The organism is Cupriavidus phytorum, from assembly GCF_003254285.1.
GTDB lineage: Bacteria > Pseudomonadota > Gammaproteobacteria > Burkholderiales > Burkholderiaceae > Cupriavidus > Cupriavidus phytorum.
On sequence record NZ_QKZN01000002.1, the window covers coordinates 233,080 to 248,317 of the forward strand.

The 15,238-nt window shown below is 67.0% G+C and carries 12 protein-coding genes and 2 tRNA genes; 12 read left to right on the plus strand and 2 right to left on the minus strand.

From position 1 onward, the window contains the following. The first annotated feature begins 10 nt into the window (after positions 1-10). The 4 genes from C7416_RS06490 to C7416_RS06505 all read left to right on the plus strand — a co-directional run bounded on the left by C7416_RS06490 (position 11) and on the right by C7416_RS06505 (position 4,080). Complete coding sequence (locus C7416_RS06490) at positions 11-1,153, plus strand: HlyD family secretion protein (protein WP_111517681.1); 1,143 nt, start codon at positions 11-13, stop codon at positions 1,151-1,153. After that, positions 1,143-2,192 (plus strand): DUF2955 domain-containing protein, encoded by a 1,050-nt coding sequence (locus C7416_RS06495; protein ID WP_111517682.1) that lies wholly within the window; start codon positions 1,143-1,145, stop codon positions 2,190-2,192. The genes C7416_RS06490 and C7416_RS06495 overlap by 11 nt, the downstream gene beginning before the upstream one ends. Positions 2,193-2,202: 10 nt before the next feature. Continuing rightward, entirely contained in the window at positions 2,203-2,652 is a 450-nt protein-coding gene (locus tag C7416_RS06500) for an ion channel (RefSeq protein ID WP_111517683.1), read from the plus strand. A gap of 186 nt (positions 2,653-2,838) precedes the next feature. Continuing rightward, the gene (locus C7416_RS06505) at positions 2,839-4,080 is read left to right on the plus strand and encodes an MFS transporter (protein WP_111517684.1); all 1,242 of its coding nucleotides are present in this window, start codon (positions 2,839-2,841) and stop codon (positions 4,078-4,080) included. A gap of 92 nt (positions 4,081-4,172) precedes the next feature. On the opposite strand, the gene fabI is transcribed toward C7416_RS06505, so the two are convergent. Continuing rightward, complete coding sequence (gene fabI / locus C7416_RS06510; protein WP_062800677.1) at positions 4,173-4,961, minus strand: enoyl-ACP reductase FabI; 789 nt, start codon at positions 4,959-4,961, stop codon at positions 4,173-4,175. Positions 4,962-5,170: 209 nt separating this feature from the next. On the opposite strand from fabI, the gene C7416_RS06515 reads away from it, so the two are divergent. The 5 genes from C7416_RS06515 (at position 5,171) to C7416_RS06535 (ending at position 12,054) form a co-directional block, all read left to right on the plus strand. Next, on the plus strand, positions 5,171-7,072 hold the full coding sequence (locus C7416_RS06515) for an extracellular solute-binding protein (RefSeq protein WP_111517685.1): 1,902 nt from the start codon (positions 5,171-5,173) through the stop codon (positions 7,070-7,072). A gap of 51 nt (positions 7,073-7,123) precedes the next feature. Further along, a complete protein-coding gene (locus tag C7416_RS06520) occupies positions 7,124-8,173 on the plus strand; it encodes a microcin C ABC transporter permease YejB (protein ID WP_018007804.1) in 1,050 nt (349 codons plus the stop codon). Next, entirely contained in the window at positions 8,170-9,306 is a 1,137-nt protein-coding gene (locus tag C7416_RS06525; protein ID WP_111517686.1) for an ABC transporter permease, read from the plus strand. The genes C7416_RS06520 and C7416_RS06525 overlap by 4 nt, the downstream gene beginning before the upstream one ends. Then, positions 9,303-10,964 carry an ABC transporter ATP-binding protein gene (locus C7416_RS06530; protein WP_111517687.1) on the plus strand — a complete coding sequence of 554 codons (1,662 nt, stop codon included), beginning with the start codon at positions 9,303-9,305 and terminating at the stop codon, positions 10,962-10,964. Before C7416_RS06525 ends, C7416_RS06530 begins: the two co-directional genes overlap by 4 nt. 409 nt (positions 10,965-11,373) lie before the next feature. After that, positions 11,374-12,054, plus strand: a complete 681-nt coding sequence (locus C7416_RS06535) for a C40 family peptidase (protein WP_111517688.1) — start codon at positions 11,374-11,376, stop codon at positions 12,052-12,054. 74 nt (positions 12,055-12,128) lie between these two features. Here C7416_RS06535 and C7416_RS06540 read toward each other — a convergent pair whose 3' ends face one another. Continuing rightward, positions 12,129-13,058, minus strand: a complete 930-nt coding sequence (locus tag C7416_RS06540; RefSeq protein ID WP_111518090.1) for a patatin-like phospholipase family protein — start codon at positions 13,056-13,058, stop codon at positions 12,129-12,131. Positions 13,059-13,318: 260 nt separating this feature from the next. On the opposite strand from C7416_RS06540, the gene gltX reads away from it, so the two are divergent. The 3 genes from gltX (at position 13,319) to C7416_RS06555 (ending at position 15,229) form a co-directional block, all read left to right on the plus strand. Then, positions 13,319-14,719 carry a glutamate--tRNA ligase gene (gene gltX / locus C7416_RS06545; protein ID WP_111517689.1) on the plus strand — a complete coding sequence of 467 codons (1,401 nt, stop codon included), beginning with the start codon at positions 13,319-13,321 and terminating at the stop codon, positions 14,717-14,719. 292 nt (positions 14,720-15,011) lie between these two features. Beyond that, positions 15,012-15,087 (plus strand) — tRNA-Ala (locus tag C7416_RS06550). A gap of 66 nt (positions 15,088-15,153) precedes the next feature. Then, a tRNA-Glu gene (locus C7416_RS06555) sits at positions 15,154-15,229 on the plus strand. Positions 15,230-15,238: the final 9 nt, after the last annotated feature.

Below are 15,238 nucleotides of genomic sequence, written 5' to 3' on the forward strand. Positions count from 1 at the left end.
GCGAGTGCCGATGAACGACACCCCGCAGCCCTCCGCGGCGCCGACGGTTACACCGACTCCCGCGCCGCCGCCGCCGCCCGCGGCCGACACGTCAAGGAAGGGCGTGCGCTGGGTGTTGTTGCTGATCGTGATCAGTCTCGCCTGGTACCTGCTGGCCGACCGCCTGACCCCCTATACGCAACAGGCGCGGGTGCAGGCCTTCGTGGTGCCGGTGGCCGCGGAAGTGTCCGGCCGCGTGACCAAGGTGCACGTGCGCAACAACCAGGACGTGGCGGCGGGCACGGTGCTGTTCGAGGTGGATCCGCAGCAATACCGCATCGCGGTGGACCGCGCCCGTGCCGATCTGGAGTCGACGCGCCGGCAGATCGGGGCCGGCACGGCGGGCATCGAGTCGGCGCAGGCGTCGCTGCGCGCGGCCCGTGCCAACGAAGTCAAGGCGCGGCAGGATAGCGAGCGCCTCGAGCGGCTGTACCGCGAGGATCCCGGCACCATTTCGCTGCGGCGCCTGGAGGTGGCGCGGGCCACGCTGGAGCAGGCCGTCAGCCAGGTCGCCGCCGCCAGGGCCGAGGTTCAGCGTGCGCGCGAGCAGGAGGGCGGCAGCGACGCAGACAACGCCAAGCTGCGCAGCGCCGCCTCGGCGCTGGAAAAGGCCGAACTGGACCTGGCCAATACGCAGGTGCGGGCGCGCGCCGCCGGGCTGGTGACCGACCTGCGCACCGATGTTGGCCAGTTTGCCGCGGCCGGCAATCCGGTCATGACGCTGATCGCCATCCACGACGTGTGGATCAGCGCGGAAATGACCGAGAACAACCTCGGCCGCGTCGAGCCCGGCACGCGGGTTGGCATCGTGCTGGATGCCTTGCCGGGCAGGGTCTTCAAAGGGCGGGTGCGCAGTGTCGGCTACGGCGTCAACGCCGGGACAAGCACGCCGCCGGGCAGCTTGCCCACGGTGCAGAACAGCCGTGACTGGCTGCGCCCGGCGCAACGCTTCCCGGTCATCGTCGAGTTCGACCGCGGCGAGCCTGTCCCGCTGCGCGGGATTCGCGTCGGCGGGCAGGCCGAGGTCATGGCCTTTCCCACCGAGGGCAACCCGCTCAATCCGCCTGGCCGGTTGTTCCTGTACCTGATGAGCTGGCTTTCCTATGTCTACTGACAGCCAGGCGCCGCCATGGCGCGCGCCCGATCCACGCAGCCGACGTTGCCTGCGCCTGGCCAGCGGCACCGCGCTGTGCCTGACGGCCAGCTTCGGACTGGCCCTGCCGGTGCCCATGGTCGCGCCGGTGCTCGGCGTGTTCCTGCTGGCGACGCTCAACCGGCCGATGTCGCTCGGGGCGGGGCTGGGCCTGGCACTGGTGGTGATGCTGACCACCGGCATCGGCCTGTTGCTGATCCCCCTGCTGCGCTATTACCCCGCCAGTGGCGTGCTGCTGGTCGGCCTGTGCCTGTTCCTGGCCTTTCGCTACGGATTGCGCGGCGGCAACGGCCTGGTGTCGACGTTCCTGGTGGTGGGCCTGACCATGATCTCGGCGGCGGGCACCTTTGATTTCGGACTGGCGGTCACGGTAATCGAAGCGCTGGGCAAGGGATTGCTGGTCGCCCAGATGGCGCTGGGGCTTGGCCACTGGCTGTTTCCCGAACCGGCTGGCGCGGGCGCGCCGCCTGCAGCCGCGGACCTGCCGGAAGAGCAGGCCGCCCGGATCGCGCTGCGCGCCGCGCTGGTGGTCATGCCGGCATTCCTGCTGGCGCTGAACGATCCGTCGGCGTACCTGCCGGTCATCATGAAGGCGGCGACGCTGGGCCGGCAAACCTGCACCACCTCGGCACGCGGCGCCGGCCGGGAACTGCTGGGCTCGACCCTGCTTGGCGGTGTGCTGGCGATCCTGTTCTGGGGCGCGCTCAGCCTGTTCGTGCATTTGTGGATGTACTTCCTGTGGATGCTGCTGTTTGGCCTGCTGGTAGGGCGCAGGCTGTATGGCCTGCACCCGTCGCGGTACCCGCCAGCCTTCTGGGTCAACACCCTCGTGACGCTGATTATCCTGCTGGGCCAGTCCGTGCAGGACAGCGCCGCCGGGAAGGACGTCTATACCGCCTTTGCCGTGCGCATGGGCCTGTTTGTCGGCGTCACGCTGTATGCCTGGCTGATGGTCGCATGGCTCGATCAGCCCCGCGACGCGCGGCAATTTTCTGGATGAAGGGGCGGTCATGCTGCACAACCTGGCGGTCGGCCTTCCCGTGATGCTGGTCTGCCTGTTGTTGCAGGCGGTGTTTGTGGCCGTGTGCCTGCGCTACTACACGCGCTTCAAGCACGCGCGGCACGGGCGCATGTCGCTGGACCAGGAGATCCTGCTGCTCTCGGGGGTGATGGTGCTGACGCTGCTTGGCAACTTCGTCCAGATGGCGATCTGGGCCATCCTCTTCATGCTGCTGGGCGAGTTCACCGATTTCGCTACCGCGCTCTATCACTCTGGCGTCAACTTTGCCACGCTGGGCTACGGCGATATCGTCATGTCTTCGACCTGGCGCCTGCTCGGGCCGCTGGAGGCGGCCAACGGCATCCTGATGTTCGGCGTCTCCAGTTCCGTGATGACGGCGGCGGTGCTCGAGGTGATCAAGCACAACCTGGCCAGCCTGGGCGAGGACGTCGAGCCATAGGGATGCCGCGCCCGGGGCCGGGCGCGTCGCGGTTCCGCGGGGTGCCGGGGCGGCGCCGGCAGGATTCGCGTTTTTGCCGCACAATACGGCCTGCGCGCCGCACAGGAGCACGCTGGATCGATCAGAGGCGAGGACTACCTCGCCCGTCAGCGGGCGGCATTTCGTTGAACCCTGCAAATCCTGTACATGGCCGCCCCACATGCACAATCCGCCGCGGATCCCGACCGCGGCGCCGACGCTTCGCTGTCTTCCCGCGATCACAAGCCCTCCGGCCGGCTGCCCTTGCTGGCGCTGGGTGTCGGCAGCTTCGCCATCGGCACCGGCGAGTTCGTCATCATGGGCCTGCTGCCCGACGCCGCGACCGACCTCGGCATCTCGATCCCGCAAGCCGGCCACCTGATCAGCGCCTATGCGCTCGGCGTGGTCGTCGGCGCGCCGCTGCTGGCGGTGCTGGGCGCACGCTGGCCGCGGCGCAACCTGCTGATCGCGCTGATGGCGGTGTTTGCCGCCGGCAATATCGCCAGCGCGCTGGCGCCGTCATACCTGTCGATGATGGTGGCACGCCTGCTCACGGGCTTTCCGCATGGCACGTACTTCGGCGTCGCGGCGCTGGTCGCGGCCGGCCTGGTGCCGCGCGAGCGGCGCGCGCAGGCGGTGGGGCTGGTGATGCTTGGCCTGACCACCGCCACGCTGGTCGGCGTGCCGATCGCGGCCGCGGTCGGCACCTGGCTGGGCTGGCGCTCGGCCTTCGTGATCGTGGGCGCGCTCGGCGCGCTGACGGCGCTGCTGGTATGGCGCTGGGTGCCATTCGTGCCGGCCGACCGGCGTGCCAGCCCGCTGCGCGAGTTGTCAGCGCTCGGGCGCAAGCAGGTGTGGCTGACGCTGGGTATCGGCGCGATCGGGTTTGGCGGCATGTTCTCGGTGTTCAGCTATATCAAGCCGACCATGCTGGAGCTGGCGCATATGCCCGCGGCCGGCATCCCGGTGGTGCTGGCGCTGTTCGGCATCGGCATGGTGGCGGGCAACCTGGCCGGCGCCAGGCTGGCCGACAAGGCGCTGATGCCTACGGTGGGCGGCGTGCTGGTGTGGACCGCGCTGGTGCTGGGCGCCTTTACCTTTACCGCGTCGCACGCCTGGCTGGCGGCGTTCAATGTGCTGCTGGTGGGCACTGCCGTGGCGCTGGGCCCGGCGCTGCAGATCCGGCTGATGGACGTGGCCGGCGATGCCCAGACGCTGGCGGCGGCGCTCAATCATTCGGCCTTCAACCTGGCCAATGCGCTGGGCGCGTGGCTGGGCGGGCTGACCATCGCCGCGGGCTTCGGCTGGGAGTCGACCGGCTGGGTCGGCCTGCTGCTGGCGCTGGGCGGGCTGGTGATCTATGCCTGGTCGATGCTGAGCATGGTGCGGCGCGTCCCCGCCGCGGCGTAGCGTCCTGGCGCACGCGAAGGTCGGAATCCGGAAGCAAAAAGGGGGTGCCATGCCGGCACCCCCATTTTTATCGCAAGTTGTCAGCGCCGGATTTACTCCGCGTCGGCCACGCTCGCGCCAACCACGTTGAAGCCGCCGTCGACATAGGTGATCTCACCCGTCACGCCGCTGGCGAGGTCCGACAGCAGGAACGCGGCGACGTTGCCGACCTCCTCGATGGTGACATTGCGGCGCAGCGGCGCGGCTTGCTCGAAGTGGCCGAGCAGCTTGCCGAAACCCTTGATGCCGGAAGCGGCCAGGGTCTTGATCGGGCCGGCCGAGATGCCGTTGGCACGGATGCCGCGCGGGCCGACCGACGAGGCCAGGTAGCGCACGCTGGCTTCGAGCGAGGCCTTGGCCAGGCCCATGGTGTTGTAGTTGGGGACCACGCGCTCGGCGCCCAGGTAAGTCAGCGTCAGCAGCGAGGCCTTGTCCGACAGCAGCGGCAGGGCGGCCTTGGCCAGTGCCGGGAAGCTGTACGCGGAGATGTCGTGGGCGATGCGGAAGCCTTCGCGCGACAGGCCGTCGAGGAAATCGCCGGCGATCGCTTCACGCGGCGCGAAGCCGATCGAATGCACCAGGCCGTCGAACTTTTCCCAGCGCTGGCCGAGCGCGGCGAAGGTGGCGGCAATCTGCTCGTCGCTGCCGACGTCGCATTCGAAAACCAGGTCGCTGCCGAATTCCTTGGCAAAGTCGCTGATCCGGTCCTTGAACCGTTCGCCGACGTAGGTGAAGGCCAGTTCGGCGCCTTCGCGCTTGCACGCCGAGGCAATGCCGTAGGCGATCGAGCGGTTCGAAAGCAAGCCGGTGATCAGGATCCGCTTACCTGCCAGAAATCCCATAAATTCTCCAAGGTGGTGTATCAGGCACGCTTCGTGCGTCCGCCGTGCGGCCGTGCGGGTGCCGGGCTGTCTTGCGGCCCTTTTATTGCGCCGCGCAGAGGGAATGTCCGGATGGCTGGGGCCACCCCGGACGCATGTAAAATTGTCTCATACTTGGCCCGGCCGCAGAACGCCGGGCCCTACAGGTGACAGTGGAGGAATCCAACAGGATGCCTATTCAAGCACGTTGGCCGCTTCAGGCGGCATGGCAGTGCTTCCGGCGGGATGCAGTACTGCGTGGTTGGGCGGCAATGAAGCTGGCGCTGACGCTGGCGGCGGGGGTCTCGCTCTTTTCTGATCCGGCATGGGCGGCGCATGGCTTTGCGTTGCATGGGGACCTCAAGTACCAGCCGAATTTCTCGCACTTCGAATACGCCAATCCCAACGCGCCGGTCGGCGGCACGCTGACGCTCGCCAATCCTGACCGGCGCACCAGCTTCGACAAGTTCAATCCGTTCACGCTGAAGGGCACCTCGGCCCCGGGCCTGAACGCGCTGATGTTCGAGTCGCTGCTGATCAGCAGCGCCGACGAAAGCGCCAGCGCCTACGGCTTGCTGGCCGAGGACGTCACGGTGGCGCCCGACGAGTTGTCGGTCACCTTCACGATCCGTCCGCAGGCGCGCTTTTCCAATGGCGATCCGGTGCTGGCCTCGGACGTCAAGTACTCCTACGACATGCTGATGAGCAAGGCCTCGAGCCCCGGCTATCGCAGCATGTGCACCGACGTGAAGGCGGTGGTCGTGACCGGCGAGCGTACCGTGCGCTTCGATTTCAAGCAGCGCAACCGCGAGCTGCCGCTGATCGTCGGCTCGCTGCCGGTGTTCTCGCGCAAGTGGACCGCCAAGGTTCCGTTCGAGAAGCTGACCTTCGAGCCGCCGGTGACCAGCGGCCCCTACCTGATCGAGCGTTTCGACGCCGGCCGCGGCATCATCTTCCAGCGCGACCCGAAGTACTGGGGCAAGGACCTCGCGGTGCGGCGCGGCACCTTCAATTTCGCGCGCGTGGTCTACCGCCTGTACAAGGACGAGACCGCGCGCCTCGAGGCCTTCAAGGCCGGCGAGTTCGACGCCATCGTCGAATACAAGGCCAAGAACTGGGCCAAGAGCTACCAGGGCACGCGCTTTCGCAACGGCGAACTGCTCAAGACCGAATTCCCGCACCGCAACGGCGCCGGCATGCAGGGCTATGTCATGAACCTGCGCAAGCCGGTGTTCCAGGACGTGCGCGTCCGCCAGGCGCTGATCCTGGCGCTCGATTTCGAATGGCTCAACCGGCAGCTGTTCTACGGCGCCTACAAGCGCCTGGACAGCTGGTTCTCCAACAGCGAACTGTCGGCCAGCTCTACCTTCGACGGGCGTCCCGGTCCCGGCGAACTGCAACTGCTCGAACCGCTGCGCGCGCAGCTGCCGCCGGAGGTGTTCGGCCCTGACGTGGTCCAGCCCAGCACCGCGCCGCCGCGCTCGCTGCGCGACAACCTGCGCCTGGCGCGGCGCCTGCTGGCCCAGGCCGGCTGGACCTATACCGACGGCGCGCTGCGCAACGCCAAGGGCGAGCCGCTGGTGTTCGAGTTTCTCGACGACGGCGGCGCCATGAGCCGGGTGATCACCACCTACGTGCGCAACCTCGAGAAGCTCGGCATCCAGGTGCATCAGCGCACCACGGATTTCGCGCTGTACCAGAAGCGGCTGGAAGACTTCGACTTCGACATGGTGTCGATCCGCTTCCCCGATTCGCAAAGCCCGGGCAATGAACTGCGCGACCGCTTTTCCAGCGAGGCCGCCGGCACGCCGGGCTCCGACAACCTGTTCGGGCTGAAGTCGCCGGTGGTCGACAAGCTGGTCGACAACGTGCTGCGCGCCGATACCCGGCAGGAACTGGTCACTGCCGGCCGCGCGCTCGACCGTGTGCTGATGCATGGCTACTACATCGTGCCGAACTGGTACAGCGCGTCGCACCGGGTCGCCTACCGCAAGACCCTGGCGTACCCGGAGCGGCTGCCGTATTTCTACACGGCGGAAGGCTGGATCCTCAGCCACTGGTGGCGCACCGACGTGCAGGCGCAAGCCCGCTGAGGCGCTCAGGCGCTGGCGGCTTCAGCGCGGACAAGGAAAGAGACGGCCCCCATGCTTGCCTATCTGCTCAAACGCATCCTGCTGATGATTCCGACGCTGGTCGGGGTCATCACGCTGACCTTTGTCGTGATCCAGTTCGTGCCGGGCGGCCCGGTCGAACAGATGATGATGGAGCTGAAAGGGCGCGGCGGCGCCGGCGAAGCCAGCGGCGGTGGCGCCGAATACCGCGGGCGGCGTGGCGTCGACCCCGACAAGATCAAGGAGATCCAGGCCCTCTACGGCTTCGACAAGCCGCCGCTGGAGCGCTACTTCCTGATGCTCAAGCGCTTTGCCCAGTTCGACCTGGGCCAGAGTTATTTCCAGCACCGCAGCGTGTGGGAGCTGGTCAAGTCCAAGCTGCCGGTATCGGTCAGCCTCGGCTTGTGGACCTTCTTCCTGACTTACCTGATATCGGTGCCGCTCGGCATCTCCAAGGCGATCCGGGCGGGCAGCCGCTTCGACGTCGTGACCAGCGTGATCGTGCTGGTCGGCTATGCCATTCCCGGCTTCGTGCTGGGCGTGCTGCTGCTGGTGGTGTTCGGCGGCGGCACCTTCGTGCAGTGGTTCCCGCTGCGCGGGCTGACTTCCGACAACTGGGAGCAGCTGTCGCTGATGGGCAAAGTGATGGACTACCTGTGGCACCTGGTGCTGCCGATCACGGCGTCGGTGGTGGGCAGCTTCGCGGTGGTGACCATGCTAACCAAGAACGCCTTCCTCGAGGAAATCCGCAAGCAGTATGTGCTGACCGCGCGCGCCAAGGGCCTCGGCGAACGCCGCGTGCTGTGGAAGCACGTGTTCCGCAATGCCTTGATCCCGCTGGTGACCGGTTTCCCGGCGGCGTTCATCGGCGCCTTCTTCACCGGCTCGCTGCTGATCGAGACGCTGTTCTCGCTCGACGGGCTGGGGCTGCTGTCATATGAAGCGGTGCTGCGGCGCGACTACCCGGTGGTGCTGGGCACGCTCTACCTGTTCACGCTGATCGGGCTGGTCACGCGCCTGATCTCCGACGTCTGCTACGTGCTGGTGGACCCGCGCATCCATTTCGAGGGCTTGCACCGATGAAACCGTTCTCGCACGCGGCGCCCAACGGCCTGCCGCATTCGCCTTCGCCGCGCCAGCGCGCCTGGCAGCGCTTCCGCCGCAACCGGCGCGGCTACTGGAGCCTGGTGATCTTCGTCGTCATCTTCGTGCTCAGCCTTGGCGCCGAGCTGCTGTCGAGCAACCGGCCGCTGGTGGTGCACTACAAGGGCGAATGGTATTTCCCCATCGTCAAGGTCTATCCCGAAACCGCCTTCGACGGCGATTTCCCCACGCCCGCCGACTACCTGGACCCGTATATCCGCGACCGCATCACCACCAACGGCAATTTCGCGGTGTTCCCGCTGAACCGTTATTCGTACGACTCGCTCAACTACTTCGCCAAGGAACCGAACCCGGCGCCGCCCTCGGCCGAGAACTGGCTGGGAACCGACGACCGCGGCCGCGACGTGCTGGCGCGGCTGCTGTATGGCTTCCGCGTGTCGGTGCTGTTCGCGCTGGCGCTGACCGTGATCGGGGTGCTGGTCGGCACGCTGACCGGGGCGCTGATGGGCTTCTTCGGCGGGCGCTTCGACCTGTTCTCGCAACGCGCCATCGAGATCTGGAGCTCGATGCCCGAGCTCTACCTGCTGATCATCTTCGCCTCGATCTTCGAGCCCAGCCTGGCGCTGCTGATCATCCTGCTGTCATTGTTCGGCTGGATGGGGCTGTCCGACTACGTGCGCGCCGAGTTCTACCGCAACCGCTCGCTCGACTACGTCAAGGCCGCGCGCGCGCTGGGCCTGTCCAACGTGCAGATCATGTGGCGCCATATCCTGCCCAACAGCCTGACCCCGGTGATCACCTTCCTGCCATTCCGCATGAGCGCGGCCATCCTGGCGCTGACCAGCCTCGACTTCCTCGGCCTGGGCGTGCCGCCCACCACGCCCAGCCTGGGCGAGCTGCTGGCGCAGGGCAAGGCCAACCTCGACGCGTGGTGGATCTCGCTGTCGACCTTCGCGGTGCTGGTGGTGACGCTGCTGCTGCTGACCTTCATGGGTGACGCGCTGCGCGACGCCTTCGATACCCGGCTGGGCCTGGCCGCGCTGCGCGGCCGCGTCGAGCCCAAGGTTCCCGCCGGCGCGCCCACCGGCGCGGCACCGGAGGCTACGCCATGACCGCGGTGTCGCCGATGACCTTGCCGGACGTGGAGCCGGCGCCGATGCCCGCGCCGGGATCGATGCTGATGTGCGTGGACAAGCTGTCGGTCACCTTCGGCCACGGCGAGCATGCCACCCGTGCCGTGCGCGACGTCAGCTTCGACCTGCGCGCCGGCGAGCGCTATGCGCTGGTGGGCGAGTCGGGTTCGGGCAAGACCGTGACGGCGCTGGCGATGCTGCGGCTGGTGGAAGACGCTTACTACGATGGCGCGATCCGTTTCGAGGGCAAGAACCTGCTGGAGGTCTCAGACCGCGAGATGCGCGCGATCCGCGGCGCCGAGATTGCGATGATCTTCCAGGAGCCGATGACCGCCCTGAACCCGCTGTACACCATCGGCAACCAGATCGTCGAGACCCTGGCGCTGCACGAAGGTCTGGACCGCCGCGCCGCGCGCGAGCGCGCCATCGCGCTGCTCGAGCGCACCGGCATCAGCGATGCCGCGCATCGCTTCGACAGCTTCCCGCACCAGCTCTCGGGCGGCCAGCGCCAGCGCGCCATGATCGCGATGGCGCTGGCGTGCCGGCCCAAGCTGCTGCTGGCCGATGAGCCGACCACGGCGCTGGACGTTACCATCCGCGCGCAGATCCTCGACCTGCTGCGCGACCTGCAGGCCGAATTCGGCATGGCGGTGATGCTGATCACCCATGACCTCAACCTGGTGCGCGCCTTCGCGCAGCGGGTCGGCGTGATGGAGAAGGGCGTGCTGGTGGAGACCGGCGAGACCGCCAGCGTGTTCGCCTCGCCCCAGCACCCCTATACCCGCAAGCTGATCGACAGCCGCCCGCGGCGCGAAGTGCTGCCGCTGGTGCCGCTGGCGCCGGTGCTGCTGGAGGCGAACAAGCTGGGCGTCAGCTATGCGCGCAAGCGCCGCGGCCTGGCTGGCTGGTTCGGCAAGGACCAGTTCGTGGCGGTCAAGGATGTCGACTTCCAGCTGCGCGAGGGCGAGACCCTGGGCATCGTCGGCGAGTCCGGTTCGGGCAAGACCACGCTGGCGCATACCGTGCTGGCGCTGCAGCGCAAGAGCGCCGGCACCATCCATTTCCTGGGCCGCAGCTTCGACACCGCCACCCGCGACGACCGCCGCAAGCTGCGCGCGCGCATGCAGGTGGTGTTCCAGGACCCGTTCGGCTCGCTGGCACCGCGCATGACCATCGAGCAGATCGTCGGCGAGGGCCTGGCGCTGCACCAGCCCGGCCTGTCGCGCGAGGCCACGCGCCAGCGCGTGATCGAGGCGCTGCGCGAGGTCGGCCTCGACCGTACCGCACTGGGCCGCTATCCGCACGAGTTTTCGGGCGGGCAGCGTCAGCGCATCGCGATCGCCCGCGTGCTGATCCTCAAGCCCCAGATACTGGTGCTGGACGAGCCTACCTCGGCGCTGGACGTGTCGATCCAGCAGCAGGTGCTGGCGCTGCTGTCCCAGCTGCAGCACAAGTACAACCTCAGCTACCTGTTTATCAGCCATGATCTGGCGGTGATCCGCGCCATGGCGCACCGGGTCATCGTGATGAAGGCGGGCGAGGTGGTCGAGGCCGGCGATACCGAAGTGGTGCTCGGCGCACCGCAGCATCCCTATACACGCAAGCTGATGGCGGCGGCGCAGGTCGGTGCCGCGTGATGCGGCAGGACTTTCTGTTGCGGTGCGGCGACGTTGCCGACCCGCGCCGGCTAGCACCGAACCATAGGATTATTCCGATAAAGAAGATGCGAAAAACGGTCTATATCGTTGATTCGGAAGCCAAATCCGGCGAATTTGTAACGAACTTTGACATGTGAATGACAACCCTTTACCATCCCGCCAGAACTAGTTTTGGGGGTGGTGCGTCCGGCGCATTTGCGCGTGCCGTGCACGCTTGCGGTGCGTCAGCCGACATGACCTGCTGGCGCGGAGGTTGCGTAAGCTTTGCCCCCTAGTTCACATGATGATCGCCCGACGTCACTGAAACGTTCGCGCGACATCCACCTAATACCCAGCTGCCCCGGACCTTGTGCCGGGGCTTGCTTTGGAACGATCAACAGGAGAACCAATGCAGCGATCGGTGCTTCATTCCCTGGCGCGCGCCGCCGTCGGATTTGCCCTTGCCTGCGGTGCGACTGTGTCGAATGGAGTGCTGGCGGATACGGTATTCAAGGATGCCGACACCCGTATCGAGTCCGCGGCCCAGGCCGTGGATGCGCATCCGGAAGGCAAGCGCGGCTTGCTGTCGTCGGTGGTGAATTCCACCAGCAACGTCGCCAGCAAGGCCGGCGACCTGGTCATGAACGCGCTGGGCCTGATCGGCGTGCGTTACCGCTTCGGCGGCAACACGCCCGAATCCGGCCTCGACTGCAGCGGCTTTGTCCGCTACGTGTTCCACGACACCTTCGGCTTCATGCTGCCGCGCCGCTCCGTCGAAATCAGCCGCGTCGGCACCACCGTGGCGACCAGCGACCTGCGTCCGGGCGACCTGGTGTTCTTCAACACCATGCGCCAAACCTTCTCGCATGTCGGCATCTATATCGGTGACAACAAGTTCGTGCATGCGCCGTCCACCGGCAGCAAGATCCGCGTCGACGACATGCGTGCGGCCTATTGGGTGACCCGCTACAACGGCGCCCGCCGCATCGACGAAGGCAAGGAGCGCAGTGCCGAGGGCCTGGGCGACATGGTCGAGACGCTCAAGCGCTACGATCCCAAGGCGGCGCGCGCGTCGATGTACGGCGGCTGACGGCTGGCGACGCGTCAAACAAAAGAGGACTGCTGCGGCAGTCCTTTTTAATTTCCGAAGCAGCGGCGGCGCGGCTACTGTGCCGCGACCTTGCCGGCCGGCGCCAGCCGGGCCTGTTCCAGCCGCTGCCGCAGCGTTGCCATGACCGCCGCGGTCGCCTGTTCGCCCGCGAGCACGGCTCGGTTGCGCGCGTTGAAGTCGCTGCCGCCCATGTCGGGCAGCTCGGGCCGGATCACCACGTCGGCGCGCGCCAGCGCCATCTTGTTGATCGACTGACCCATGATCGCGGTGGTCTGCAGCAGCACGCCGCTCTGGCCGGCGTGCTGCTGCGCCGACGGGTCGGCCGAGATATTGACCGCGATGACGAAGTCCGCGCCCATGGCGCGCGCGGAATCCACCGGCACCGGCTCGACCAGGCCGCCGTCGACATAGTCGTGCCCCTGGATCGATACCGGCTGGAACACGCCCGGCACGCTGCTGGAAGCGCGCACGGCCTGGCCCGTGTTGCCGCGGCGGAACAGGATCTTGTCGCCGCTCTTCAGGTCGGTGGCGACGATGCCCAGCGGCAGCTTCATGGCTTCGATGGGGCGGTTCTGCACCAGCCGGTTGACGTAGTTCTGCAGCGCCTCGCCCTTGAGCCAGCCGCCGAAGCGGGTGCCGAACGGCAGCGCCCAGTCGGCAATCGCGGCTTCGTCCATGGTCAGGGCCAGCTTGTTCAGCTCGAAGCCATTGAGCCCGCTCGCGTACAGCGCCGCCACCACCGCGCCGGCGCTGGTGCCGGTGACCAGGTCGGCGCGAATGCCCTGGGCCTCGAGCGCCTTGATCACGCCGATATGGGCGAAGCCGCGCGCGGCGCCGCCGCCCAGCGCCAGGCCGATCTTGATGGGCCGCGGGGTGGGTGGGGACGGCGGTGTGGTCGCGACCGGTGGCGCGGGGCGCGGGCCGAAGGCGCAGCCCGCCAGCAGGGCGGCGGCGGAGATGCCGAGAAAATGACGTCGTTGCATGCAGCGGGGGATCGGTAACAAGGTGGGACCGGCGGCGGCGATGCAATGCGGGTGCTTCTCCATCCACGTTCGCATCGCTCGGCCTGGCTGCCGGCCACAGCTCAGACCGGCGCAAGCATAAATGATTCCGCGCGGGGCCGGTGCGCGCAACGGGTCGGGCGGGGGGCGAGGCCCGGCAGTACGCGTTGGTATAATGCAGGGCCCGCACATACACCAGCCTGCGCGCCGCGGCGCGCGGGCTTTCTTGTTTTCCCCTGACCATGACTCAACGCGTCCGCACCCGCTTTGCGCCGAGCCCGACCGGCTTCATCCACCTCGGCAACATCCGCTCCGCGCTCTATCCCTGGGCCTTTGCCCGCCGCATGCAAGGCGACTTCATCCTGCGCATCGAGGACACCGACGTCGAGCGTTCGTCGCAGGAAGCGGTGGACGTGATCCTGGAAAGCATGGCCTGGCTGGAACTGGATATCGACGAAGGGCCGTTCTACCAGATGCAGCGCATGGACCGCTATCGCGAGGTGGTGGCGCAGATGGTCGAGGCCGGGCTGGCCTACCGCTGCTACATGAGCACGGCCGAACTGGACGCGCTGCGCGAAGCCCAGCGCGAGCGCGGCGAGAAGCCGCGCTACAACGGCTTCTGGCGGCCGGAGCCGGGCAAGGTGCTGCCCGAGCCGCCGGCCGGCGTGGACCCGGTGATCCGTTTCAGGAACCCCATCGGCGGCAGCGTGGTGTGGGACGACGCGGTCAAGGGCCGCATCGAGATTTCCAACGACGAGCTCGACGACCTGGTGATCGCGCGTCCCGACGGCACGCCCACCTACAACTTCTGCGTGGTGGTGGACGATCTCGACATGCGGATCACCCACGTGATCCGCGGCGACGACCACGTCAACAACACGCCGCGCCAGATCAACATCATCCGCGCGCTAGGCGGCACCCCGCCGGTCTACGCGCACCTGCCAACCGTGCTCAACGAGCAGGGCGAAAAAATGAGCAAGCGCCATGGTGCGATGAGCGTGACCGGGTACCGTGACGAAGGCTACCTGCCGGAGGCGGTGCTGAACTACCTGGCGCGGCTGGGCTGGGCGCACGGCGATGCCGAGATCTTCTCGCGCGAGCAGTTCGTCGAATGGTTCGACCTGGAGCACCTCGGCAAGTCGCCCGCCCAGTACAACCCCGAGAAGCTGGCCTGGCTCAACAACCACTACATCAAGGTTGGTGACAACCAGCGCCTGGCCACGCTGACGCAGCCCTTTATCGAGGCGCTGGGCGGCAAGGTGGAAGGGGCTGACCTGGTCAGCGTGATCGCGCTGGTGAAGGACCGCGCCAACACGCTGAAGGAAGTCGCGCAGGCCGCGTTGCTGTTCTATCGCGGGGAGCCGCAGGCCGATGCCGCGCTCAAGGCGGAACACCTGACTCCGGAGATCCAGCCGGCGCTGGCCGCACTGTCGACCCGGCTCGCCGCGCTGCCGGCGTGGACCCGCGCAGAGATCAGCGCCACCTTCAAGGCCGTGCTGGCCGAGTTCGGGCTCAAGATGCCCAAGCTGGCCATGCCGGTGCGGCTGCTGGTGGCGGGGCAGCTGCAGACGCCGAGCATCGACGCGGTACTGGAACTGTTCGGCCGCGACACGGTGCTGCGCCGCCTGGCCGCCGCGGCCTGAGCGCTGCCTGAAAAGACGCAAAAAAAGTCCGCGCCGGGGCTTGCGCTTCGGCCAGGACTTGCGCATAATCTCGTTCTCCCTGCAGCGCGGCAGCTACAAAGCGACCAAGCGGGCCGGCGGATCCGCAAGGATCTTCGTTATCTCTGAACGGATTATTGAAGTGCAGAGCAGGCGAAAAAAGCTGAAACGGGAACTTGCAAAGATTAATGATTGATATATAATCTTGGCTTCGCTCGAAACGGTAGCTAATTCAAGCGAAAATGCAGCAAGTTGCAGTAAATGGAAGTACCATGGGGCTATAGCTCAGCTGGGAGAGCGCTTGCATGGCATGCAAGAGGTCAGCGGTTCGATCCCGCTTAGCTCCACCAAGATTCAGGCTTCAGCCAGGCAGTATCGGTTGGTGCCAGACGGAACGTGTTGAAAGACAAGTTTCTGTCCCCTTCGTCTAGAGGCCTAGGACATCACCCTTTCACGGTGAGTACAGGGGTTCGAATCCCCTAGGGGACGCCAAAACAGCCG